General features: G+C 44.9%; 23 protein-coding genes, 1 tRNA gene and 1 pseudogene. 20 read left to right on the forward strand and 5 right to left on the reverse strand.

What is annotated here, in order from left to right; genetic code table 11:
- The first annotated feature begins 36 nt into the window (after positions 1–36).
- From hxsD to RHD99_RS08460, 7 genes are read left to right on the forward strand one after another with little or no spacing between them, the layout of a single operon-like run.
- Positions 37–309, forward strand: a complete 273-nt coding sequence (gene hxsD / locus RHD99_RS08430) for a His-Xaa-Ser system protein HxsD (protein ID WP_309879115.1) — start codon at positions 37–39, stop codon at positions 307–309.
- Positions 309–1,697: a His-Xaa-Ser system radical SAM maturase HxsB gene (gene hxsB, locus RHD99_RS08435; RefSeq protein ID WP_309878400.1), complete on the forward strand. Its 1,389-nt coding sequence runs from the start codon at positions 309–311 to the stop codon at positions 1,695–1,697. Before hxsD ends, hxsB begins: the two co-directional genes overlap by 1 nt.
- Positions 1,690–2,802: a His-Xaa-Ser system radical SAM maturase HxsC gene (hxsC, locus tag RHD99_RS08440; protein WP_309878401.1), complete on the forward strand. Its 1,113-nt coding sequence runs from the start codon at positions 1,690–1,692 to the stop codon at positions 2,800–2,802. Before hxsB ends, hxsC begins: the two co-directional genes overlap by 8 nt.
- Positions 2,799–3,434: a His-Xaa-Ser repeat protein HxsA gene (gene hxsA, locus RHD99_RS08445; RefSeq protein WP_309878402.1), complete on the forward strand. Its 636-nt coding sequence runs from the start codon at positions 2,799–2,801 to the stop codon at positions 3,432–3,434. Before hxsC ends, hxsA begins: the two co-directional genes overlap by 4 nt.
- Positions 3,435–3,452: 18 nt before the next feature.
- On the forward strand, positions 3,453–3,902 hold the full coding sequence (locus RHD99_RS08450; RefSeq protein WP_309878403.1) for a hypothetical protein: 450 nt from the start codon (positions 3,453–3,455) through the stop codon (positions 3,900–3,902).
- Positions 3,902–4,864, forward strand: a complete 963-nt coding sequence (locus RHD99_RS08455) for an MvdC/MvdD family ATP grasp protein (RefSeq protein ID WP_309878404.1) — start codon at positions 3,902–3,904, stop codon at positions 4,862–4,864. The genes RHD99_RS08450 and RHD99_RS08455 overlap by 1 nt, the downstream gene beginning before the upstream one ends.
- Entirely contained in the window at positions 4,854–5,558 is a 705-nt protein-coding gene (locus RHD99_RS08460; RefSeq protein WP_309878405.1) for a hypothetical protein, read from the forward strand. Before RHD99_RS08455 ends, RHD99_RS08460 begins: the two co-directional genes overlap by 11 nt.
- 111 nt (positions 5,559–5,669) lie before the next feature.
- Here the strand turns inward: RHD99_RS08460 and RHD99_RS08465 are convergent, their stop codons facing one another.
- The gene (locus tag RHD99_RS08465) at positions 5,670–6,908 is read right to left on the reverse strand and encodes an IS110 family RNA-guided transposase (RefSeq protein ID WP_309876432.1); all 1,239 of its coding nucleotides are present in this window, start codon (positions 6,906–6,908) and stop codon (positions 5,670–5,672) included.
- Positions 6,909–7,367: 459 nt separating this feature from the next.
- On the opposite strand from RHD99_RS08465, the gene RHD99_RS08470 reads away from it, so the two are divergent.
- Both RHD99_RS08470 and RHD99_RS08475 read left to right on the forward strand, forming a co-directional pair.
- Positions 7,368–8,024 carry a GIY-YIG nuclease family protein gene (locus RHD99_RS08470; protein ID WP_309878406.1) on the forward strand — a complete coding sequence of 219 codons (657 nt, stop codon included), beginning with the start codon at positions 7,368–7,370 and terminating at the stop codon, positions 8,022–8,024.
- Positions 8,025–8,137: 113 nt separating this feature from the next.
- Positions 8,138–8,305: pseudogene (locus tag RHD99_RS08475) on the forward strand (IS3 family transposase); the annotation flags it as partial.
- A gap of 222 nt (positions 8,306–8,527) precedes the next feature.
- Here the strand turns inward: RHD99_RS08475 and RHD99_RS08480 are convergent.
- Both RHD99_RS08480 and RHD99_RS08485 read right to left on the reverse strand, forming a co-directional pair.
- A complete protein-coding gene (locus RHD99_RS08480; protein ID WP_309878408.1) occupies positions 8,528–9,277 on the reverse strand; it encodes an SDR family oxidoreductase in 750 nt (249 codons plus the stop codon).
- Between the two features lie 3 nt (positions 9,278–9,280).
- Complete coding sequence (locus RHD99_RS08485; RefSeq protein ID WP_309878410.1) at positions 9,281–10,534, reverse strand: MDR family MFS transporter; 1,254 nt, start codon at positions 10,532–10,534, stop codon at positions 9,281–9,283.
- A 286-nt stretch (positions 10,535–10,820) separates the two neighbouring features.
- Here RHD99_RS08485 and aepX point away from each other — a divergent pair, with 286 nt between their 5' ends.
- From aepX to RHD99_RS08540, 11 genes are read left to right on the forward strand one after another with little or no spacing between them, the layout of a single operon-like run.
- Positions 10,821–11,708, forward strand: coding sequence for a phosphoenolpyruvate mutase (aepX, locus tag RHD99_RS08490; protein ID WP_309878412.1), 888 nt, complete (start codon positions 10,821–10,823; stop codon positions 11,706–11,708).
- A gap of 9 nt (positions 11,709–11,717) precedes the next feature.
- On the forward strand, positions 11,718–12,830 hold the full coding sequence (aepY, locus tag RHD99_RS08495) for a phosphonopyruvate decarboxylase (protein ID WP_309878413.1): 1,113 nt from the start codon (positions 11,718–11,720) through the stop codon (positions 12,828–12,830).
- Positions 12,827–14,047 (forward strand): pyridoxal phosphate-dependent aminotransferase, encoded by a 1,221-nt coding sequence (locus RHD99_RS08500; protein WP_309878415.1) that lies wholly within the window; start codon positions 12,827–12,829, stop codon positions 14,045–14,047. Before aepY ends, RHD99_RS08500 begins: the two co-directional genes overlap by 4 nt.
- A 17-nt stretch (positions 14,048–14,064) precedes the next feature.
- Positions 14,065–14,913: a phytanoyl-CoA dioxygenase family protein gene (locus tag RHD99_RS08505; protein ID WP_309878417.1), complete on the forward strand. Its 849-nt coding sequence runs from the start codon at positions 14,065–14,067 to the stop codon at positions 14,911–14,913.
- Positions 14,910–16,010 carry a 2-aminoethylphosphonate--pyruvate transaminase gene (locus RHD99_RS08510; RefSeq protein WP_309878418.1) on the forward strand — a complete coding sequence of 367 codons (1,101 nt, stop codon included), beginning with the start codon at positions 14,910–14,912 and terminating at the stop codon, positions 16,008–16,010. Before RHD99_RS08505 ends, RHD99_RS08510 begins: the two co-directional genes overlap by 4 nt.
- The gene (locus tag RHD99_RS08515) at positions 16,007–17,104 is read left to right on the forward strand and encodes a pyridoxal-phosphate-dependent aminotransferase family protein (RefSeq protein ID WP_309878419.1); all 1,098 of its coding nucleotides are present in this window, start codon (positions 16,007–16,009) and stop codon (positions 17,102–17,104) included. The genes RHD99_RS08510 and RHD99_RS08515 overlap by 4 nt, the downstream gene beginning before the upstream one ends.
- A complete protein-coding gene (locus RHD99_RS08520) occupies positions 17,094–18,113 on the forward strand; it encodes a GNAT family N-acetyltransferase (protein WP_309878420.1) in 1,020 nt (339 codons plus the stop codon). Before RHD99_RS08515 ends, RHD99_RS08520 begins: the two co-directional genes overlap by 11 nt.
- Positions 18,106–18,270, forward strand: coding sequence for a Trm112 family protein (locus RHD99_RS08525; protein ID WP_309878421.1), 165 nt, complete (start codon positions 18,106–18,108; stop codon positions 18,268–18,270). Before RHD99_RS08520 ends, RHD99_RS08525 begins: the two co-directional genes overlap by 8 nt.
- 2 nt (positions 18,271–18,272) lie before the next feature.
- Entirely contained in the window at positions 18,273–19,097 is an 825-nt protein-coding gene (locus RHD99_RS08530; RefSeq protein WP_309878422.1) for a class I SAM-dependent methyltransferase, read from the forward strand.
- Positions 19,097–20,284 carry an ATP-grasp domain-containing protein gene (locus RHD99_RS08535; protein WP_309878423.1) on the forward strand — a complete coding sequence of 396 codons (1,188 nt, stop codon included), beginning with the start codon at positions 19,097–19,099 and terminating at the stop codon, positions 20,282–20,284. Before RHD99_RS08530 ends, RHD99_RS08535 begins: the two co-directional genes overlap by 1 nt.
- A gap of 11 nt (positions 20,285–20,295) precedes the next feature.
- Positions 20,296–20,985 (forward strand): aspartyl/asparaginyl beta-hydroxylase domain-containing protein, encoded by a 690-nt coding sequence (locus RHD99_RS08540; protein WP_309878425.1) that lies wholly within the window; start codon positions 20,296–20,298, stop codon positions 20,983–20,985.
- Positions 20,986–21,432: 447 nt separating this feature from the next.
- Here RHD99_RS08540 and RHD99_RS08545 read toward each other — a convergent pair whose 3' ends face one another.
- On the reverse strand, positions 21,433–22,692 hold the full coding sequence (locus RHD99_RS08545) for a tyrosine-type recombinase/integrase (protein WP_309878426.1): 1,260 nt from the start codon (positions 22,690–22,692) through the stop codon (positions 21,433–21,435).
- Between the two features lie 162 nt (positions 22,693–22,854).
- Positions 22,855–22,930 (reverse strand) — tRNA-Asn (locus RHD99_RS08550).
- Positions 22,931–23,417 lie beyond the last annotated feature (487 nt).

Below are 23,417 nucleotides of genomic sequence, written 5' to 3' on the forward strand. Positions count from 1 at the left end.
GCTGATTGTGATTATTCGTATTGGAAGGTAATGGCAATGTGCGAAAGGATGTTTGAAAAAGAATTTTATTCTGAATGGGTTATACGCAATAGCCTATACTGGATGACTCCATTTACTCAATGGAAACTCCGTGAGGATCTATCCTGCTGGGCAATCTCTTTTGAAAGCGGTAGCCCCGAATGCCTCTATGAATTCGAGAGGCTGCTGAATGATTACACTTTGCGAGAAAAACTACAGCATAAAACAGGGTCGTTGAGAGATTCTATTATACATAAAGTGCTTCGCAGTGTCGATGAAAGGCTTTCTTAATGGAATTGATGCCGTTCAATTTTGACAGATTGCCTAATGGACAGGTGTTTATAAGCAATCTCGCTGGCTTTCATCACTTCATCAATGAGCAAGACCTGCTTGATCTGGCTAATGAGCAAATAAGTGCGGAGCAATCAAACGCCCTAGAAAGTAAGCTTTTCATAACCAACGAAAACTCATCTGCCACAACCCCCTATGCTTTAAGTGCTGCTTTTGCAAAACGATTGATGAATGAACTGGCAGTCAGGCCAATTTTCATGATTGTGCCCACATTACGTTGCGACCATACTTGCAAGTATTGTCAGGTCAGTAGAGCTTCCGTAAACGCCTCTGGTTATGATCTAAATCCCAATTTCATCCCTGACATCATTTCTACTATCAAAAAACTCTCGGCGCCACCTTACAAGATAGAGATACAGGGTGGAGAGCCACTCTTGCGGTTCGATTTAATTCAGTCCATCTATGAGCAATGCGCTGAAACTCTGGGAAACAACGATTTTGAGATGGTGATAGCATCAAGCCTGTCTGTCTTGAATGAGGATATGCTTGTATGGTCGAGAGATAGGAACATAACGTTCTCTGTTTCGCTTGATGGTGAGGAAGTTGTTCACAACAGTAATCGAATTCTTGGTCATGGGCTTGCGTACAGTAGAACAGTGTCAGGGGTAGAGGCTATCAAACGGTCTTTAGGCGCTGGTCGCGTTGCAACGGTTACTACTGTTACTAAAGATCTAATCAGGCATCCTGAATCGATTGTCCAGGCTCACTTGTCTCTTGGCCTCAAGGATATGTTTATCCGACCTGTTAGTCCCTATGGGTTTGCACAAAAAGCATCGTTCACCTTCTCTATGGCCGAATACTTCAGTTTCTATGCCTCGTTGATAGATGAAATTCTTAGGATCAACAATGAAGGGATAAGGGTTGTGGAACATTCGGCCTCCATTCATCTGAAAAGAATCTTCAATCCCGGCTTTAGTGGTTATGCGGATTTAAAGTCGCCAAGTGGGACCGTGCTTAACAGCATTCTTTTCAATTATGACGGTCGAGTATTTGGTAGCGATGAGAGCCGCATGTTGCAGAAGGTGAATCCTGAAACGGAGTTCAGTGCGGGGGATGTAAGGACGCTATCATTTTCCACGAGTCCTTACTATAACGCAGTATTGAGTTCATCGTTCAATTTTGCTCTGCCAGGTTGTGATACATGCGCGTATCAACCATTTTGCGGTGCAGACCCATGCCAGAACATAAGTGTACAAGGTGAGCCTGTCGGTGATAGGAGTCGTTCAACGTTTTGTCAGTATCACAAAGGTATGTTCAGGTATCTGATGAACTGCATCTCAGAAGGTGGTCCGAAGGCTGAGATGCTAAAAGGATGGGCATATGTCTGAGGTTATCAGGAATGATATCTTTCATTTTGCTTCTACAGAGAACGTGCCCACGGGTTTCTATCGGTTATGCAAACATAAACCAGTTAACCCTTTATTCTTTTTGCCTAATTTGCTGGTAGTTGATGAAAGCAACAATGAAGCCATTCTGCCATGCTTTGATTACTCTATTATTAGCACTGAATTATTTGGGTCAATTGAAGATGGGGATATTGGGATAATTAACAATGGCAATATGATACGCGTTATTCTGTCCCGCAGAGCCAATCATAATACTGTCTTAGTTACGGAACGCTGCAATAACCTGTGCCTGTTTTGTTCCCAGCCACCAAAGAAAGCAAATGATGACTGGCTACTTACTCAATCAGCTCTTGCTATAGCTTCATTTGGTTTGAATGGAGTTGTTGGGGTCAGCGGTGGTGAACCTTTGCTGTATGGAGATGATTTCCTACACTTCATTGATTTTATCATCGACAACTCACCAGATACTGCTTTACATGTTTTAACAAACGGACGCAAATTTGCTGATACCAACTTTACTCAGGAAATGGCAAAGCGAAGCAAAAAGATCAAAATCACCTTTGGTATCCCGCTCTACTCATCAAGACCACTTGTGCATGATCATATGGTAGGGAGTGATGGCGCATTTAATGAAACGGTTAAGGGGTTAATCAATGCAGGAAACTCAGGGATTAATATCGAACTTAGAGTTATTCCGACACTGGCTAACTATACGGAATTGGATGACATCGTAGAGTTCGTTGGCCGTGTTTTCTCCAACATCAATCAGATTTCCCTTATGGGGTTGGAATCTATCGGTTGGGCACGAAAAAACTGGTCAACTATCTTCATTGAGCACAGCAGCTATAGTGAGAAAATAACCTCCGCCATAGACTCTGCACACAGGTCAGGCATACCTCTAACAATTTTTAATTATCCTTTGTGTCATCTTCCTGAAAGAGCTTGGGAGCTTGCTGCACAGTCGATATCTGATTGGAAAAATTACTACCCTAAAGTATGTGATGAATGCACTCAGAAGTCTTCCTGTGCTGGTTATTTCAGTTCCTCAACAGGCCGTTTTCATCAACCACCGAGACCAATTTTATGAAAAAATTTAATTTTGCTGCTCTACTTCCTGGATTTTTGGCACTCAATAATTCTGTATGGGCAAGTGATTCATCTACCGGAGCGAGTGATTTGCCAGGTATGACTCTTAATGAACATGATTTAGTGATAGCCCCACTTAACACTGAAGTTCCATTCTACATTGCAGGGCATCGCAGTCATAGCTCCCATCGGAGCCATAGTTCTCACCGATCATCATCAGGTGGCGGGTACTATGGTGGAAGTACACCCTATTATCCAAAAACATACAGCTCACCAAGCTCATCTGGCTCTTCAAGTTCAGGTACAAGTTCCTCATCGTCCTCTTCCTCTGTGCGTGCACTTCACTCTAACGACAATAACAGATCCACGACCACGAATTCTGTTGGAACTTCAGAAGTTAATCGTGCAAGTAATGGGCTGACTTCTGGTGCAGAGAAACGTAAGCGCTTGATCATGCGTGTTCAATTCGCATTGCTGGACAAGGGATTTTACAACGGGAATATTGACGGCATAATGGGACCATCTACAAGGCAATCTGTGAAAAATTACCGCATTGCGAACGGATTACCAATTCCTACAACTGAAACACTCGACACTCAATTATTGAATTCTTTAAATATTTTGGCTCGTTAAATCTTAGTGGGGCATAAAATGAAAAGTAATAGCTCGGCTTTACCGTTTTTGGCTCGATTCGCTACCGAGAGAACTGAGGGGGAAAACATTCCTGGTTGGTACTCGTATGAGCAAGACCTTTGGGTAGTTGAAGAGGATAGGAAAGAAACCCCAATAATCTCTAAATATACTCTTACACAGACAGTAACTAAAACTAAAGTAAGGCAAGAAAGCGATGATGATTCATCAATTTCTATGCTTGAGTTAACCACTAAAACAGAGGCGCAGCTTGAAAGGGATGATGCTGATTCAAGTATGAATCACCTATTAGAGTTAATGACGAAAACAGATACAATCCAAGAACGAGACGATGATACCTGGAATAAAGGAAATTTACTGGAGTTATCTATTAAAACGTTTGTTGCAGTAGAAAGAGATGAGGATTTCTCTATGCATACTTATGATCACCAAAGGGAAGGTTTAATTTAATGATATTATTAGTGACTAATAAGCGCGATATAACTATGGATTATATCGTAGTTGAGTTAAAGAAGCGAGGTATCAAGTACTTCCGTCTTAATACAGAAGACTTGCCAAGATCATACAGTTCTATGTCAGATTCATCATTTATGGATTGGAGTATATCTATTAATGGAAACACGATAAAAGGTATCGATGTTAAAGCTGCCTACTTTCGTAGACCTGGGAATCCCGAAGTTCCTGCCTCTATAACTGATCCTAGCATTGCTGATTACATTCAGGGAGAATGGAATGGTTTCCTTAAGAGCCTTTATTCGCGACTTGATTCTTTGTGGTTTTGCTCGCCTACTAATATAATTTTAGCTGAAGATAAACCAAAGCAACTGGTCGTCGCTAAACGTATGGGTTTTAATGTTCCAGAGTCGATCATCACTAATTCATTTGAAGAAATAAAAAGATCTAGCAGTAGTTCTCAAATGATCGGCAAACCTTTACGACAAGCTCTATTTATAAATGATGATTCTGAAAATATAATATTTACCAACAGGTTAGGTCAGCTAGATGAGGCTGATTCGAGTTCACTTTCTTTGGTACCTATTATAGTTCAGCATGAGATAATAAAAAAGTTTGATGTCAGAGTAACGATAGTTGGAAAAAGAGTTTTTTCTGTCGCAATTTACTCCCAAAGTCATAAAGAAACTAAGGTAGACTGGCGCAAGGGTTCTCGAATTGACTTAAAACACAAACCTTTAGAGCTACCTCCGTCATTGAGTTCTAAGTGCATAGATTTAGTCGAATCACTTAATCTTCGATTTGGGGCAATAGATTTGATTTGCGACGAAAATGATGTTTTTTGGTTTTTAGAAATTAATCCTAACGGTCAATGGGCATGGATAGAAAATCAGACAGGTCTTCCTATTGCTAGTTCAATAGTCGATGAACTGATGAGGATCGGTAGATATGAGTTTTGAATACATCAGAGAATTCTTTTGGCCAGTTTTAGTTGAACTTGATAGTGAAGAAATAAGACAAGACCAAGAAAAGCTGGATAACGATATCTTAAATATTAAAAATACTAACTGGACTAATGAAAGTGAATTAGCCCTTGATGAGGCAAAAAAACTCAATGAATTAGAAAATCAAAGAAGAGTAGGAGCAGAGAGTAAAGCTGCCATATATTTAACAGCAATCACTGCTCTTGCTCCTGTATTAGTCTCGTTAGTTCCCGGTATTATTAGCAGTGATAAAAATAATGCCTTTGTTAATTTTTGGTCATTCGCAATTTTTGTCTATGCACTTGCTAATTTGCTTAGAGCTGCATTATGGGCTTTTAATACCTTAAAAGTTTCTGCTTCAAATAGAATCGACACGATAGATTTAGTCAAAATTTGGGGGGGAGCAGGAGATGAATACAAAAAAGATTTAATTGTTGAAAATCTTTGTGCTGTTCGAAAAAATAGAGACGGGGTTAATCGTAAGGTAACATGTATTAAAATGACGCACGAACTTCTACTTAGAACATTTCTTGCGTTTGTTTTACTCCTATTTTTACAAACTTCCATGGCTTTTATTCCTAATATTGGCATTGCTAATCAGATCTCTTCATCTACATGTAATGATAAATATGATATTATTCAACCTCCAGTTAATGTTTATAGAATATAGTCAATTTGATCGATACGAATCTAAATGCTGAATTGTATTAGTCTCTTGTCACCATTGGTGGGTAAGATCAAGCAACGTCTGCTTCACGCCCTGAGACATTCGACAAGCTTTTTACGACCCTAGTAAGGGCGATTTTCGCTCTTCAAGCGCCAGTAAATATTTCGCTTCGTCATAACGGGTTCTGGTCTTCCAGCAGCGGTAAATAACCCTTATCCATTTGAATGCCAGAGCCCGGATCGCGGACTGATGAGATTTTCCCTTTTCTCGCTGCCCCTGATAATACCGTCTGGCCCAGTATGATGAGTTTACCGTCTTCGCAGTCCATTCCACGAATGTCTGTCGGACGAACTTCGCACACTGCCAACGCCAGTGCACCCAGGATTTTTGGCCGCTTCGCTCGGTTACTGGCGCGATGCCAGCATAGTTTTGTATTTCTTCTGCGCTGTTGAAGCGGTTGCGGTTATCACCCAATGCTGCAAGCATTCGCGGGCCCATACACGGTCCCATGCCCGGCAGTGATTTGAACAGTTCAGCATCTGGCAATTTGTCAAAATGCGTTTCGATTCGTTCGTCATAGGTTTTGATGATTTCACTCACGACTTTAATTTGTGCCGCCAGTGCTGTAGCCATCAAAGCATTAGCTTCTATAACTACTGGGTCTGTAGTCAATGGAATCGAACTCTCAATGCTCGCAACACGCTGCTCGGTAAGGGATCTTGCACGACCACCTTTGGTATTCAGAAAGTTACGGATCGTGTCGCGCCTGGCGCGTTTCAGTTGCTGCAGACTGGGCCACCGTATAATCAGTTCGCACAACAGTAAACTCCCCCTATGTGAGAACCATTCCAGAGGCTGAGGATAATACTGCTTCAATGTGTTGATAAGGCGGTTCACGAAGCGGCGTTTGTCTTCAACCAACTGGCGACGCTGTTCAACTAACTGCTGGAGCAACCTGATATCTGCATTGTCAGGCTCGATGGCCTTTATCTTTTGGGGGTAACGTAGCATTAGCTCTAATGCTAACTCAGCATCCTGGGGATCATCCTTCGCACCACTTGGCCAGAAGGTCTGCCGATAGCGGGCCAGTGACAACGAGTGCACAGGAAAAACAGTGACAAATGGGTACTTCTGTAGAGCATACACCACCGGGCCTTTCTTCAGCTCAAGGGCTATAGCGATCCTGCCTTTCACCTTTTGGTACAATTCGTTGAGCCAGATATCAAGCGCTTCCGGGGTATGTTCAACCACATGGAATATACGTTCGCCGTTTTTAAACTGAACGCAGACATCATGCTTTTTATCTGCCCAATCCAGACCAACATGAGCAGCAAACTTATCTATCGCAGTCATCACCAACTCCTTTTTATCGGGGATTGGTATGCATTCCACGTTCTTCGAAAGAAATATAGTCAGCAGTTTTCTGCATGCCCTGAGTATTCGTTAGCGAACGTGGAGCACTTACTGGCTCGAAAGCAAAGCGGCAATCATCAAATCACATGATTCTGGCACAATATTCGTAACCAGTAAGCGCATACCCTGAATCACTTAAAAGTGTAACTCTCAGGGTTCGAATGACTATATCTGGCACTGGGAAGACAGAATGCAATGTCATCAGGTCCGCTATGCGCTGTGGGTTCAACTGATGGATGCAACACACAACGAATAGCAGAAGTTACGCATAATGCTCATTGGCATCTCTGACTCAGCTATAGAGTTGGACCGTCAATTAATGCAGGATCGTCCATTTAGCAACATCTGTAGTAAACTATCGCCAAGAAAATAGATCGTTAGAAAAAGGAAAGTTTATCTATGGTTCCTGGCTATGTATATATTCTGGTCAATCCGAGCATGCCTGGATTGATTAAGGTCGGTCGAACACTGCGTGACTCCCGAATGAGAGCGCGTGAACTATCCTCTACAGGTGTTCCAACCCCCTTTCAAGTGGCCTTCGAAATATTTGCCGAACAACATGAAACTCTGGAAGCTAGGGTACATCTTGAGTTAACAGATTTTCGTGTCAATGCGGCACGTGAGTTCTTTCGCTACCCACTCGACAAAGCCATTGCGTTATTGATCAAATTAGCGGAACCAATCCAAAGTTCCGCGGAGCAATATGTAGCCGAAGATGTAACGCAACGACTTCGAGAAAAGTATTCCATGTACCTACGTCCCGATATTGTGGCAGTAAGGGTTGTTCAGATGCCTGGACGTGTCTGGCTAGAGATTACGACCGAGAAAGAAACTGCTGGATATCTCGTGGACCAGACAATCCAACGTACGGATCTAGCATTCATTGCTGACACAGATGAAGCATTCTTTCGACCAGAAGATGATGTCCGCTTGAATGCGAATAAACTGGTGAATGACTACGATGTATATTCTATCGTCATGACTACGGATCTTTTTCATGATAAAGTATGCCAACAAATAGTTCGCGCGCATCAAACGCAGAGACAATTTGTCTGATGCGCTAGGCGCAATTCTAATCCAGGCTCATATTATGTAAATATCGTCCGTTTCAGAAACGGAGAGCTTGGCGGATTTCTGGCAGCTTCGCGCGATAAGCAGCAGTTAATCATTTTCTTTTGCTGAAGGTGGAGTGTATCCACGGAGAACGCTTTGCCAGCCGGGAAATAATGCGGACGGCAGTGTTTAATTATATCGAATGTGATTACAATCGCTGGCATCGCCACAGCGCGTGCGGCGGTCTCAGCCTGGAACAATTTGAACACCAGAATCTTGCTTAGGACTGTGTCTATTGTTGCTGGGTAAGCTCACTGAGCTAATAGGGGGCAGTTTAGATATCGAAAACCATTGCACGTTAAGGCTAAATTTTAACCATGAACTTTCATTACCCCTCCTCAAGAGCCGCCTTGTTTCTAATATGAAAGATTACGTTCAGCAAGGAAAGCTCCCAGAAGACACTTCGATTTTACAGAAAGTTACCACATTAGTATCTATAGAGAACTTCACTTCCCACCAGCCAAGTCTATGAAACTGCCTGTCACGTAAGAAGCCTCATCGGACAATAGCCATGCTATGGCCTGAGCCACTTCCTCCGGCTGGCCACCGCGCTTCATCGGCAGACTATCTTTGACTCGATCGACCCGAGATGCTTCACCACCATCGGCATGCATGTCAGTGTAGATAAAGCCCGGTCGAACTGCATTAACGCGGATGCCCTGCCCGGCAACCTCCAGAGACAGGCCAATAGTCAGAGTATCAATAGCACCTTTTGAAGCGGCATAATCGACATACTCATGTGGCGAACCGAGGCGCGATGCGGCAGAAGAAACGTTAACGATGGCACCTCCCAACCCTCCATGGCGAAACGCCATACGTTTAACAGCTTCGCGCGCACAGAGGAAACTACCGCTGACGTTAGTCGCAAAAAGTGTTGCTAAACGCTGTTCATTTACCTGCTCGATTGAAGCCTGAGGCATTAACATTCCAGCATTGTTGACTAAACCAGAAACAGACCCAAGATCTTTATCTATTTGCTGAAACAATGCCACGACCTGCTCTTCCTGAGAGATATCGGCTCGTACAGCAATTGCCGTACCACCTGCATGACGAATCTTTTCCACAACTTCGTGCGCACAATCTTTACGTGTCCGATATCCGATACAAACTTTATGCCCTTTATTTGCCAGACAAAGCGCAGTTGACCTGCCAATGCCACGATCACCACCGGTGATTAACGTAATGTTTTTTCTCATAAATTATTCATCCAACCGAATCATTATATTTTTCTTATTCATCAGCATTAATGCTGCAATGTATAAACAAAGTAGTGCCATGAATAAAAATACGCCTTTCCCCCACCACTCCAACAACGCGCCACCAACAAGCGGTCCTAAAGAAAGTCCGAGCACCACTAACGTTGAAGCACCTAAATAAGCCCCTCGATAACGTTCTGGAGCCAGGCGATCGAGCAGAATACTCAAATTGGGTAACAGAATAGCCTCCGCAATGCTGAAGATTACAGTACATCCACCCCACCAGAGTGTGCTTGTTGTTTCATTGAACCAAAACAAGAGTTGGGAGGAAGCGAAAATCAGCGCCCCAATGGTAATGCGTTGCTCAGGTGATATATTCGTCAGCAACGGTACCAGATACAATTGGGCTACCAGTACGGTAATCGCGTTAACGATCAAAATAACGGTAACTAAATCAACAGTATGCGCAGCATCCAGTGCCAATAAATATTGCGGTACGATTGACTCTATCTGTGCGTAAACCAAATAACAAAGAATGCTGCACATGAGCACGATAATATAAATTCGATCTTTCAGAATTATTCGGGTTACCAGCCAACTGCCTAGATCCTTATCTGGTTGATCTTTTAAGCTGCTGTTGCTCTGCGTTTTTCCCGTGGGGATAAGTAATAACGAAAAAAGAAGAAAAGGTACATAAGAGAGAGCGGTGATCAAAAAGGTGCTTTTTTGTGAGTTAAGCCCAAAAATAATACCGATCAGTGGTCCACTGACCGCAGCAATATTGACCATCAAGTAACGAATTTGCAGCGCTAACTCTCGCCGTTTCTGATCCTGCAATAAATCACTCATCAGCGCTCGGCTAGGAGCATCTGTCCAAGAAAACGATATTCCCGTCAATAGAAGGCCACAAGCGAAAAAAAGCACACTGTTTGAGAATGCAATACTTGCATAACCAATTATCGCCAACAGACATCCTAGAATCAGCAGTTTTTTTCTTCCCATACGATCTGACAAAGATCCACCGTAAATCCCCAAAACGACAGAAATTAACGCACAACCGGACATCACACCTCCAATCGTCAACGGTGACAATTGATAAGTGCGCGTCAAAATAATGGACAAAAAAGGCCACGCCATAAAATAGCTAAACCGGGTGAGTAACGTAAAAAATAGCAGGATACAGACATTTGCGGGAAAGGTTGCAAGAGTCTGTCTCATTGTCAAGTCATCACTGTATGCCGTAGTGCGATCTTTCATACATTCCTCAGTCAGAAAGCTACCGTTAGCTATTGGGTAGAACAATCCCATTTGTTAAATTTATGTAGATTTTCTTGAGTAATGTCAACTCAAAATGCGATATGCATAAATATGCATTAAATTTTAAAAAACCTTGTTAAATCAAATTCACCTTGGGACGAAGATCAAATTTTTAATGCAAATAAATGCAAATAAATGCAATAAAATAGTTGTTGACGAACGAATGAAATAGCCCTTACCGTAAAAAAATAAACAATGCATTAACATTGCTACTGAAAGGATGACTATGTCTGGCAATACAGCTAGTTCCAAAAATCAGCAACTGCGGGAAATGATCTCTGGCCCTGATCTTAATTTTTTGATGGAAAGTCATAATGCCCTGAGCGCCAAGATAGCCGAGCAAGCTGGATTCTCTGGATTATGGGCTTCCGGGCTAACTATATCCGCAGCTCTGGGGCTTTCTGATCGTAACGAGGCATCTTGGACACAGGTACTTGATGTCGTTGAATTTATGACTGACCATGTAAATATTCCCGTACTACTTGATGGCGATACGGGGTTTGGCAACTATCACAACGTTATCCGACTGGTAAAAAAACTGAGTCAGAAACATGTTTCTGGCGTTTGTCTTGAAGATAAGATTTTTCCCAAAATGAACTCCTTTCTCGGTGAAAGCCAGAAGTTGGCTGACATTGATGATTTTTGTTCAAAGATAAAAGCCGCCAAAGATACCCAGCTCGACGATGATTTTACTGTCATCGCTCGCACTGAAGCCCTGATCTCCGGTCTGGGTATGTCAGAAGCACTAAAACGCGCAGAACATTACCGACAGGCAGGAGCAGATGCGATCCTTATTCATTCCAAAAGCGACAACGCCGATGAAATCCTGACATTTTCCGCTGAATGGGCTTGCCGTGGCCCACTTGTTATTGTGCCAACTAAATATTACTCCACTCCGACGGAAATTTTTCAGCAGGCCAGAATTTCAACCATTATCTGGGCAAATCACAGCCTACGATCTTCTATTGTGGCAATGCGGGAAACTACCCGTCATATCTTTGAAAACCAATCGATAAGCCATATCGAGCAGGATATCGCTACGCTGGAAGACGTCTTTGCGTTAACGAACGAAGTTAACGCAAATCTGGCAGACAAACTCTATAAAGCAGGATAAAAGTGGCCGATGGAAACCGCACATTATTTTACCTATCTGCTGAAAGAGGCTGGGTTTAACTTTTTCAGTGGTGTTCCCTGTTCATTTTTGACTCAAGTTATTGACCACGCTATTGCCGATCCTGACCTGGATTACATTGCTGCGACCAGTGAAGGAGAGGCTGTAGCGTTGGCTGCTGGTGCTTGGCTGGCGGGAAAACAGTCTGTGGTGATGTGTCAGAATTCAGGGTTAGGTAACATGGTAAATCCTCTGACTTCGCTTAATGCCGCTTTTAATATTCCAGTCCTTCTAGTGATTACCCATCGGGGTAAGCCAGGAATTAACGATGAGCCACAACACATACTTATGGGCGAGATAACCCCTGATCTTCTGACGTTGCTCGGCATTCCTTCCATCATTTTACCCGCAGAAACTTCGGCAATGGCTGAGGTAATAACTAACGCAATGCATCAAGTGCAGAATGAACAAAAAACCGTTGCGATTATTGTTGAAAAAGGGATTTTTCAGGAAGCAACAGTCGCCAAAAGAACTCCATCTGTGCTACCCAGCCGCACTGCAGTGCTGAAGCAACTTCTAGAACTGGCTGGAGAACAGGACTTTCTCATTGCGACTACCGGCAAAACAGGGCGAGAACTGTTTACATTAAACGATAGGCCAAACAATCTTTACTGCGTTGGTTCCATGGGATACGCAAGCTCATTAGCGCAAGGGATCGCTCTGTTCACGCCACAACGAACCGTCACCATTATCGATGGCGATGGAGCCGCGCTTATGCATCCGGGGAATATGGCAACCATTGGTCACCTGCATAATTCAAACCTGATTCATCTGCTTTTGAATAACGGTGTTTACGATTCCACCGGTGGTCAGGAAACGTTGGCTGAAGGGGTTAATTTCGCGCAGGTAGCACTTGGAATGGGTTATGCGCATGCACAGTATTGCGCATCTATGTCTGAACTGACCGATGCTTATCGCCGTGCGCGAGAACATGTCCGGGGCCCGGTACTACTGATCATCAATATTGCTATCGGCTCTATGGGGGATTTAGGACGCCCTACGGTCACCCCAGAGCAAATTGCCATGCGCCTTAAACATCAAATAAAGGAGTCCTTCTTCTTATGACAGCTCATTTCACGTTGAATAAAACTCTCGATGCAATGGAAGTTTACACTTCGAAAGCTATTGCCAACAAAGCGGCACAAATGCCAGATGTGATGAATCTTAGCTTTGGAGAACCGGAATTCGGTCCTCCTGAGTTTCTGAAACCTTTAATTGAACAACAAGGGCTGAGCTGGGAAGTTTTTTTGCACTCAGTAAAAGGTTATGAACAGCCAAAAGGATCGCTAGCTTTACGCCAGGCTATTGCCGAGTGGTATCAACAACATTATGACGTAATTGTTGACCCCGAACGGGAAATCATGATTACTCACGGTGGCGTGGAAGCAATTAATCTCGCGATCCAATGCACCACACAGGCACAACAGGGTGTGATTATCAGCCATCCTTCTTATATGTTGTATGAACGTGCCGTGACAGCCCTTAATCGCAAACCGATCGCACTTCATCGGCCATTGGGTGATGCTGAATATTATTCTGCACTGGAAGCACAACAACAGGATGCGGCAATGCAACAGGCCGGTGCGATCATCGTTAATTCACCGGAGAACCCAAGCGGATATATGCTGAACACCCAAGATTGGGATGCTGTAGCGGCGTTCACGCAGCAGCATGGCATCTGGTTAATTCACGATGAAGTATATGATGTTATGGCTTATTCAGAACGGCATCAGCCCGCATTGAAACATCCGAAGCTGTGCGAAAACACCATCATGATCAATAGTTTCTCCAAAAAATTCGGCCTTCCGGGACTACGTATTGGCTGGATGATTGCCAATGAGCGTGTCATCAATATGGCAGCGAAACTGCATGACTATTTTTATCTCGGAGTAAATAAACAATATGAACAAATTGCCCTGTTGATTTTACGTGAGCCACGTATGACAACTTGGCTTCACGAAGTCGTTGTAAAGCTGCAAGCCCGGATGGAGCGCGCTATCAGCGAACTTAATGTTTCGCTGGGATATAAGTGGACTCGTCAGCCCCGTGGAGCCATGTTCCTTTTCCCTGATGTTTCCTGCCTGTATTCGCGCTTGCCCATTAAGTGGCAGGACAATAGCCGCACCGTAGGAGAATGTGTGGCGGAATACTTATTGCATGAGAAAGGTGTAGCAGTAGTGCCTGGCCACGTATATGGAGAAAACTCAACAAATCATATTCGTATGGTGCTTTGCACAACCGAAGACGTGTTCGAACAGGCGTTGCATCGCCTGACCCATTAAACAAATGGAGAACAGCAATGGACTACTTTCCCGATTCTCAGCTGATTTCTGGCTTTTTCAACGCAGGACAACAGGAACTACTCGACGCTATTTACCAAGAGTTAGATGCAAAGGCCCGAATGATAGTACAGCAGGCGCAAGCTGAAAACTGCACTCTAGCCGATTTTTACCGCCGTCAGCAAACCCTGATCGTTGTGCCAGAAAAACAGTCGACGGATCGTATCTGCCGTATGGAGTACCTCAATGGCAGCTCCGAGACTTTTTATCAGCAGGTAACTCTGCCGGTGCAACGGCGGCTCGAAGAATTAGTGGGCGCAAAACTAACGCTGTTTAAAGACAAGTGTAACGTAAAAGCCCCTCAAGGGGGGGCCTTTCCACCTCATCAGGATGCTCCTGCTTACCGTAATTTTGGCCCCACTATTTTTATTACCGCAGGCATCATGCTGGATACACTGTCCACAGATAACGGTTGTCTGCATATGGCGGCTAATTACAGAAAGCTGAACACTGGCATCGTGCAAAATTGCACCACACCATATGGGGGTTATCCCTTGTTCAAATACTTCGTAGGTGGCGAGCGTAATGGTGATCTTCTTGATGAAGTGCAGACTTTACTGCAATGGGAAACCATCAACGCTCAGGCGGGCGACATCCTGGTATTCAACTCATTCATTCCGCACTTTTCCCATATAAATACCAGCCAACAGTACAGACGGGTGTTTTATCTCACTTTTAACCTACTGAGCGAAGGTTCCCATTACAACCACTATTACAAGAAAAAGTGGCAGGATTACAGCAACCCGCAGTTCCATATCTCTACCCCTACCACGCATGCAGCACTGCCTATTTGCAGAGGATTATTATGAAAACGGCGTTGTTTACCCCAGGCCCTGGCAACACCTCTGATAGCGTACGTGCTGCATTAAACTGTGATCTTGGCACGCGAACCCCTCAGATGATGGCGCTGACAAAACATTTACGCAAGCAAATTGCCGAAGTAGCCCGTTGTAACGATGATTTTAGCGTTGTGCCACTCCAGGGTAGCGGGACTTTTGCCGTGGAAGCCATGATGACTTCTCTACTGCCAGCAAAGACCCCCAGCCTCATCCTAGTCAACGGGCCGTATGGCGAACGCATGGCAGAAATTTGCCGGATTCACGCGTTACCACACTATGTATTACGAAGTGATCCGTTGCAGCCAATCAATGTAGTGACGGTAGCTGACTATCTGGAAAGCCATAATGATATTACCGCTCTGGTACTGGTTCATTTAGAGACAGGCATCGGAATTACTAATCCGCTGGAGGAGCTGTTAGTACTAGCAGAGCAACGCGGGCTACATGTATTTTCTGACAGCATGAGCGCTTTTGGGCTGCTGCCCATTAAGTTTGCCTCATCATCACTTTCTGCGGTAGCCGCCTCTTCCAATAAAGTACTGCATGGTGTACCAGGTCTGAGCTTTGTCATTGCTCGTCGCGACATTTTGGAGAAGCCAGGGACTGCGCGAACATTAAGTTTAGACCTGAAAGCGCAATACCACGGTTTTCAGCATGATGGTATGTGGCGTTTTACACCACCGGTGCAAGTAATTTCCGCCCTGTCTTCCGCGATTGACGACTATTTACTACAAGGCGGGCAGACCACTCGTTTAGAGTCTTATAAACAACGAGCCCGACGTGTCATAGACGGGCTGGCTCCGCTGGACATCCGTCCACTGGTGACCGGAAGCCACAGCGCGCCAGCCATAGTCACTTTCGTGTTGCCGTTTGATGAACAAGTGTTGAGCGCCAGCCTTTTAAGTGAGCGTTTGCTTTCCAGCAATATTGTGATTTATCCATCCCGGGTTGCCGAGAAAAACAGCTTTCGCGTCGGTTTTATCGGTGAATTAACAGCGGAGGATATTGATCGCTTGATTACCGTAATGACTGACATTGTCTGTGAGATCCGCAGGCAACTGGCATGATTAATAATCGCAATACAGGACCGACTCCGTTGCCACCATCAGTGTTAATCGCGATGGCACAACAACCGCTTAGCCATCGCAGTATGGCTTTTCGCGAGGCGTTCACTGAAGTCACTGCGCAACTGGCAAAGCTGGTAAACGCGACCGAACCAGCACTACTGTTAAGTTGTTCGGGAACTGGCGGTCTGGAAGCCAGCATTGCCAGTATCGTGAATATTGAAAGCCGGGTTCTGGTGCTCACCGCCGGAAACTATGGTGATTTGCTGGCACGTATTGCAGGACGCTTCACAGCAAATCTCAATGTTGTGCGTTTTGCACCCGGTGAGAGTTTTGATCTCTCCGTGCTGCAAACCCACTTGATGCAGGCAAGTTATGACGTCGTCCTGCTGACACACTCAGAAAGTTCAACCGGCATTTATCATCCCGTCGCCTCGGTGATAACTGTCATTCGTGCCTTCAGTGATGCCTTAGTACTGGTGGATACGATCAGCAGCTTAGGTGCAACACCAATCGATATGGCTGCATGGGATGCTGACGTGCTGGTCGGTGCCACACAAAAGGGGCTAATGGCACCCGCAGGTATGGCAGTCGTATATCTGAGTATCCGTGCACAGCACTATATTGAGCAATATCCAGACAACCACACCTATATGCACCTACGCCCATGGCTAGAAGCGAGCCGACAACACAGCGTTCCTTACACTCCAGCAGTTAACGTATTCCAGGGATTGCAGGCGGCTATGGAGCTAATTTTTGCCGAGGGCTTACCTGATCGTTACCAGAGACATCAGAAAGCATCTTCCCGTTGCCGAAGCTTTTTCGCCGATAGCAATCACGTTCGCTGCTTTGCAGCGCCTCAATATGCCAGCCACAGCATCACTGCATTGTATTTGTCCGATGCACTTTCCGCTTCGGTGATCAAAAAACGTCTGGAAGATGAGCACCATATAATGCTGTCTACTGGGTTAGGGCCGCTCAAAGAACGCGTGATTCGCATTGGACACATGGGCCATTTCACATTAACGGAAATCGATGACGCGTTACTGATCGTTTCCAACGTGATTTCACAGGAGAAAAGCGCATATGGAGATTAAATGTTTGCAAAGTATCACTCAGATCAATCCTGTGGCGTATCAGCGTTTTCATCAACAGGCCAGTGGTAACATTTTTTATGATTACCTTTTCCTGCTGGCGTTGGAAGAACAACCATTGCTACCGCATCTGAAAAATTATTATTTAACAGTACAAGAAGATAATGAGCTACGAGGCTGGCTACCGGTCTATCTGCAAACTGATGTTGACCCATTTGGTGTATTAACAGCCTCACTGAATTATCCGTTTAACTCTAATACACGGGCGCTTTTTTCTCATGCGATGCATGTCAGTGACAGTGCTGTATTGCATACCGGCGATCCTGAGCAGGTTTTCTCAGCTCTATTGACTGCTCTGGATGACCTAGCGCAAGAGGAACAGGTGCAGCCATATGGGTTACTTAACCTGACTGACGAAAATACCAATAGTATTCAGCACCATTCCTCAGGATGGCAAAAAAACTTCATGTGGAACCGTTTTAGCTGTGACCTGCGGCCATTCAACCACCAAGAGCAGGTTATAGCTAGACTGAATGCTGATGGACGCCGTGAAGCTAACCGGCAATTGAGAAAATTTAAACAATCCGGCGGTGAAATTCACTGGCTGCCGGTTAGCGCCGTGGATTTGTATGAAGTCACCGAGTTATGCCAACAAACAACCACACGTAATGGCACACCACACTATTATCCACCAGAGGCTGTTCGTCACCTGTTACAGCGTACAGAAGCCTTCACCCGCATTGTGGAGATCCGGCAACAAGGACGGCTAGCGGGTGTCGGTATTGTTTTTATCGATGGTAAAAAACTACATTTATGGGCTGTGGGGATGAATTATGCCGGTGCTGATTTCAGCCCTTACACACTGCTATATCTTGATATGTATTCCTATGCCTTGGCTAATGGAATTGAAACACTTGAAGCTGGGCGCACCACACAACGAATCAAAGAACGGTTAGGATTTAGCGCCGTACCGTTATATTCCATGACAAAAAGAAGAGGTGCCTGTGTTTGATACAAATATGCTGGAGTTGTTAATTTGTCCTATAAGCCATTTATCTTTGAAATATGATGCTGAACGTCAGTGCCTAATCAGTGCTGATGGCCAGCATGAATATCAAATAGTTAATGGCATTCCCGTTTTAATGCCTGATACGTCAATGGAAGAATAACGATGAGTAAATACGAGAATTACGATGTGATCAGCGAAAATTACGATAAAACACGTACAGCTGTAGGAATTGAAATCGTACTAGGTTATATCGCCACTCTGAATAAAAAATGGCAGGAGTTGCAAATTCTGGATGCTGGCTGTGGTACAGGTAATTATGCGCTGGAATTAAAAAAACACTATCCACACGTCTGGTGCGCTGACTTCAGCATGGGCATGCTGAGCAAATGCCAGCAAAAATTTTCCAAACGCGGGCAACAAGCTAATTTGCTTCGCTGTGATATCACAAAATTACCGTTCCGTGATGCTTCGTTGGACGTCATTATTTGCAACCAATCATTACACCATCTGGATGAACCAAGCAGTCAGTTTAAAAACCTAGCTGAGTTTTTGCAACAAGCAGCACGTAGTCTGAATCCAGATGGTTTATTGCTGATTAATACCATTACACACCAGCAGTTGCATGATGGGGTGTGGTGGGGTGAGTTGATTACACCCGCTGTTGAGAGAATGAAACAGCGCTTTACCACAGATGAACAATTAATGGCATTACTGGATCAGGCAGGGTTAGTCATTACCAACCGGGTTGTCGCACTGGATACAATCATTCAGCAACACGGCTATTTCGATCAGAATGCACTATTTGAGAAAGCTTTCCGGGATGGTGATTCCCACTTTTCACTGTTAACACCTGATGAGCTAACCGAAATGTTGCAGCGGCTCAGTAAAATGCGTGAACGCTACGAACTGGAGGATTATATCCGTGATCGCGATCGCTTGCGTCAAGAGATTGGCCAGTTCACCTATTACGTGATCAGGAGAAAATAATGACGAAACGTAAAATAATCATGGTTGGTAGCCAGGATGAAATCTTTGAGGAGATGCCACCTGAAGGCACTGAGTTATATGTGATTCAGCCCACGGCACTGATCGGTCCGAGTTTACGGAAAGCGGCGACGGAGATTTACGCTATAGAAGCATTCAACGATGAACAGGTTCTAGAGGGCGCTCGTCATTTTTACGAACGATATGCCCCAGATGCCTTGTTCAGCTTTACCGAATATGGCCTGCTCCCTTCAGCCAAGGCAGCAAAAACACTGGGCTTGCCAGGAACCAGTGAGGAAATATCTGAATTGTGCCGTAATAAATGGAAACTGCGAGAAAGACTGGCTGCAACTCCACTACATGTGCCGTTCGTGATGGCTAACAGCCAAGCCACGGTGATGCAGTTTGCAGAAGAAAACGGCTTTCCCCTAGTGCTGAAAGATCCCTGCGGGGTTGGCAGCATTAACGTCAAAATTTGTTCCTCATTGGAAGAAACTTTGGAATTTTTTGCTGAGCTGCAACAGCAGAAATATGCCAGCGTATTGTTAGAGAAATTTGTCACAGGTACGGAATATAGTGTTGAAACATTAAGCATTCGTGGCCAGCACCAGTTGATAGGTGTGACTGATAAACGTCTGTTGCCCGGGGGGCTGGTAGAAGAAAGGCATGTATATCCCGCAGAACTAACACCCGAAGAAAGTTCCAGGCTTGAGAATTACGTCTGCTTGCTTCTGGAACAAATTCATCACCAACACGGGCCAATGCACATTGAAGTCAAGGTAAACGGGGACCAAATATCTCTGATTGAAATCAATAACCGCCCTGGAGGAGACTATATCTGGGATATGGTGAATAAAGTTTCTGGAGTGAATTTAGTTGCGGAAACACTGCGCTATGCTTTTGACGGTCAGCCAGATGCTGAGGAACGAAAAGCACGTCAGCGGTACGGAGCGATGAGCTATATCGCTCTTTTTCAACCAATATCACCACTGACAATCAAACTGGCTCTGGAAAATCTGACCGGACTGGATAGGGTACAGTGCCAAATGACTCTTCAAACGGGCGAGAGAAAGGTCAGTAATTCGTTTGAACGCCCTGGCTTTGTTTTGATCGGAGAGCAGGATTCTGCGGCGCTTAATGCTGTGTTGCCGAGCATTGAGCAGTGGATTGATTCTCAGCATCACCAATAAGGGAAAGTATAATGAAAGGTTCGGTCAGTAAAAATAATGCCTTTTTACGTAAATTTTTGAATAAAATTTTCCTATCTTCTGTAGGGGGAAACCAAAGGCCACCACTGTTGGCCCCCAATAAGGTTTTTCCGGAAAGCAAAATACTTGAGTCTCATTTTATAGAAATACATGAGGAAATCACGTTTCTCATTAATAAGCGGGAATTGACGCGATACAAAGATATTGACCCAGTGCGTGCAGCCGAAGTTTCTGAAAATTGGAAACTATACTATGCCTTATTTATGTGGGAAGAAAATGATCGTGCGCGTACAGATTGTCCCACTCTACTCAGACTTATCAAAGATATGCCGAATGTAATTAACGCAACAATAGCTGTGCTTGAACCCGGAGTGACGTTGGCTGCGCACGAAGGCCCATATGCCGGTATTCTGCGCTATCACATCGGTATTGAAGTACCGGAAAAAAAACCACCATATATCCGAGTGATGAACGAATATTACACTTGGGAAGTGGGAAAAAGTATTGTACTAGATGACTGCTATGAGCATGAGGTTTATAACGAGGCCGATAATAAAAGAGTAATACTCATGATCGACTTTATGCGGCCAATGAATGCACCTCTACATTTTATTAACTTATGCTGTCTGAAGTTAAAGAAAAAATGGGGGGGAGTCATGATAAATAAGGCTAATAATGATTAGCATTTCCGGCTATGTTTCATGCACGAGTATCCACTAAAATCGACAAAAATTCCCTTCTGCCTAATCTGGTAGGGATATAATTGAAATGGGAAAAGGTAGACGAGGAATGTGGTCTACCTATTCAACTGACAATCAGCGTACAAAACATTGATCTTGACCTGATATTGACCCGCTATATCAAGACAGCTTTTGTCCCTACGTTAGCGGTAATCCTCCTATTCTTAACGATAGTAATAAGTAAAATCAGTGTATGCGATGAATGTGATGCATTGGTATAAAGCAGACCAGTCCATTGTTTAGGACACCGCGATGATCTCAACGTCCACTTTACGCCCACAGCAGCCTGTCAGAGCGGCCTCGCGAGGCCTGAATTCACAAGAGTGGGTAAGGAAGTTTAAAACAGAGCTACTGGAATGCGGATCTGTTTCAAATTGCGCAAGTACTGCTTCAGTTGGCTTCAATCTTCTGTAAATAACGATACGGCGGTATAAACGCCTGCCGACTGGCATCAAGATAATCGGCCCACCACTGCATCATCTGGGTGCGCTCATCAAGATGTTCAGCCTTATGAATATAAGCGGCACGCACATTGTTGCGTTCCTGGTGGCTCATCTGCCGCTCCACCGCATCTTTTGACCAGCGTCCGGACTCAATCAGGGCGCTACAGGCCATCGTTCTGAATCCATGCCCGCAGATCTCTGTTTTGGTGTCGTAACCCATCACCTGTAGTGCTTTGTTGATGGTGTTCTCACTCATCGGTTTAGCCGGGTTGTGATCGCCAGGAAACAGAAAGAGTTCATCACCGGACAGCCGCCTGAGTTGCTCCAGCAATGCTATTGCCTGGGTAGATAAAGGCACCAGATGCTGCGTTTTCATTTTTGCGCCGCGCTCGGAATAGCGCACACCGGGGATTGGCTCCCGCTGTGCCGGAATGGTCCACATCGCACTGTCGATATCGATCTCTGCCCAGCGGGCAAACCGTAGTTCACTGGAGCGGATAAAAATCATCAGATTAAGCTGCACGGCAAGACGGGTCAGCAGTCTGCCACGATAGGTGTCGAACCGTGCCAGCAACTCCGGCATTTTTTCCAGCGAGAGCGCAGGATGATGGATTGCCTGTGGTGGTGCGATAGCCCCCGCCAAATCATTCGCGGGATTGCTGGCAATGAGCCCCTGCTGCACGGCGTAGCGCATGATTGAGGTGATACGCTGTTGGATCCGCATGGCGGTTTCCAGATACCCCTGTTTTTCCAGGGCCTGCAATGGCACGAGAAAATCAGCCGTTTTGAGTGCAGTAATAGGGGATTTACCGAGCAGGGGGAAAGCATGAATTTCCAGCGCCCGCAGGGATCTTCCAGCGTAAACTTTCGACCAGCGGATATTGCTGCTCACCCAACGGCGGGCAATCTCTTCAAAGCTGGTGCTGTTTTTACGCGCGAGTTTAGTTTGTTGTTTGATGAGGCCAGGATCTTCGCCCGCGCCCAGGATCGCCCGTGCGTCTTCGCGGAGTTTGCGGGCCTGTGCGAGGGTTACTGCAGGGTAGGGGCCAAAAGCCAGTTTGCGTTCTTTGCCTTCAAAGCGGTACTTGAGATACCAGTGTTTTGCACTGTTGGGTTTCAGCAGCAGGTACAGACCCTGTGCATCGGTTAGTTTCCGGGGTTTGTCGAAGGGCTTTGCGTTGCGAATAGCGGTATCAGTGAGGGGCATGGTGGGGGCTCCGTAGAACAGTGAACCAGCAGGCCCCCAATTAAGCCCCGAAAAGCTACGGATGTCAAAAGAACCGACAGCACTTTGCAGTACTTCGGTTCTTTTTAACTATCTGATTTTAAAGCATTTCAGGATGTATGGGGACATCATGAAACTAAAATTTGGCTCCTCTGACTGGACTCGAACCAGTGACATACGGATTAACAGTCCGCCGTTCTACCGACTGAACTACAGAGGAATCGGTTAACGGGGCGCATATTAGCGATTCGCGGGGGGGATGTCAAAGGGTTCACGCAAAAGATTTTTGTTTGCTCTATTTATAGTCAACTTGTTGAGTTTTAAGACGAATTATTATGCTCAGAATCATTAAGCACTTATTTCACGCAAACCCATAGCGTTAGCAAATATTAACCCTTCTTTATCTGTGTTCTTTATTGGTGCAAAGCGTCCAATATCTCAACTTATTTGCTTTATTGTTAAGCAGATGTGATCGCCGCTGTAATTTCATTGCGTTGTCCCTGGCCGCTTACAACGGCGCTCTATACTGACATATGTCGAAACATTGGCATGCAGTCAGTAACGTTGGCAACTATTTTGCTTAATGTATGGGCTGTGAAAATGTAGGGAAACCCCGCCACAGGAATTTGTCAGGATGTCATCCATTTAGTGCATTTTGTTCGCGTTTTTGCTTTTGAAATGGCTCTTAAACCGTTGTGCATAAACCT

It is taken from the genome of Buttiauxella selenatireducens, assembly GCF_031432975.1.
In the GTDB taxonomy this organism is placed as follows: domain Bacteria; phylum Pseudomonadota; class Gammaproteobacteria; order Enterobacterales; family Enterobacteriaceae; genus Buttiauxella; species Buttiauxella selenatireducens.

What these genes read in the sequence shown, in the direction of transcription:
- RHD99_RS08530 (WP_309878422.1), top strand. Translation starts at nt 18,273, where the DNA reads ATGAGTAAATACGAGAATTACGATGTGATCAGCGAAAATTACGATAAA.
- RHD99_RS08465 (WP_309876432.1), bottom strand. Translation starts at nt 6,908, where the DNA reads ATGACTGCGATAGATAAGTTTGCTGCTCATGTTGGTCTGGATTGGGCA.
- aepX (WP_309878412.1), top strand. Translation starts at nt 10,821, where the DNA reads ATGTCTGGCAATACAGCTAGTTCCAAAAATCAGCAACTGCGGGAAATG.
- RHD99_RS08510 (WP_309878418.1), top strand. Translation starts at nt 14,910, where the DNA reads ATGAAAACGGCGTTGTTTACCCCAGGCCCTGGCAACACCTCTGATAGC.
- RHD99_RS08545 (WP_309878426.1), bottom strand. Translation starts at nt 22,692, where the DNA reads ATGCCCCTCACTGATACCGCTATTCGCAACGCAAAGCCCTTCGACAAA.
- RHD99_RS08520 (WP_309878420.1), top strand. Translation starts at nt 17,094, where the DNA reads ATGGAGATTAAATGTTTGCAAAGTATCACTCAGATCAATCCTGTGGCG.
- hxsB (WP_309878400.1), top strand. Translation starts at nt 309, where the DNA reads ATGGAATTGATGCCGTTCAATTTTGACAGATTGCCTAATGGACAGGTG.
- RHD99_RS08455 (WP_309878404.1), top strand. Translation starts at nt 3,902, where the DNA reads ATGATATTATTAGTGACTAATAAGCGCGATATAACTATGGATTATATC.
- RHD99_RS08500 (WP_309878415.1), top strand. Translation starts at nt 12,827, where the DNA reads ATGACAGCTCATTTCACGTTGAATAAAACTCTCGATGCAATGGAAGTT.
- hxsC (WP_309878401.1), top strand. Translation starts at nt 1,690, where the DNA reads ATGTCTGAGGTTATCAGGAATGATATCTTTCATTTTGCTTCTACAGAG.
- RHD99_RS08540 (WP_309878425.1), top strand. Translation starts at nt 20,296, where the DNA reads ATGAAAGGTTCGGTCAGTAAAAATAATGCCTTTTTACGTAAATTTTTG.
- RHD99_RS08460 (WP_309878405.1), top strand. Translation starts at nt 4,854, where the DNA reads ATGAGTTTTGAATACATCAGAGAATTCTTTTGGCCAGTTTTAGTTGAA.
- RHD99_RS08470 (WP_309878406.1), top strand. Translation starts at nt 7,368, where the DNA reads ATGGTTCCTGGCTATGTATATATTCTGGTCAATCCGAGCATGCCTGGA.
- hxsA (WP_309878402.1), top strand. Translation starts at nt 2,799, where the DNA reads ATGAAAAAATTTAATTTTGCTGCTCTACTTCCTGGATTTTTGGCACTC.
- RHD99_RS08450 (WP_309878403.1), top strand. Translation starts at nt 3,453, where the DNA reads ATGAAAAGTAATAGCTCGGCTTTACCGTTTTTGGCTCGATTCGCTACC.
- RHD99_RS08485 (WP_309878410.1), bottom strand. Translation starts at nt 10,534, where the DNA reads ATGAAAGATCGCACTACGGCATACAGTGATGACTTGACAATGAGACAG.
- RHD99_RS08480 (WP_309878408.1), bottom strand. Translation starts at nt 9,277, where the DNA reads ATGAGAAAAAACATTACGTTAATCACCGGTGGTGATCGTGGCATTGGC.
- hxsD (WP_309879115.1), top strand. Translation starts at nt 37, where the DNA reads ATGTGCGAAAGGATGTTTGAAAAAGAATTTTATTCTGAATGGGTTATA.
- RHD99_RS08505 (WP_309878417.1), top strand. Translation starts at nt 14,065, where the DNA reads ATGGACTACTTTCCCGATTCTCAGCTGATTTCTGGCTTTTTCAACGCA.
- RHD99_RS08535 (WP_309878423.1), top strand. Translation starts at nt 19,097, where the DNA reads ATGACGAAACGTAAAATAATCATGGTTGGTAGCCAGGATGAAATCTTT.
- RHD99_RS08515 (WP_309878419.1), top strand. Translation starts at nt 16,007, where the DNA reads ATGATTAATAATCGCAATACAGGACCGACTCCGTTGCCACCATCAGTG.
- aepY (WP_309878413.1), top strand. Translation starts at nt 11,718, where the DNA reads ATGGAAACCGCACATTATTTTACCTATCTGCTGAAAGAGGCTGGGTTT.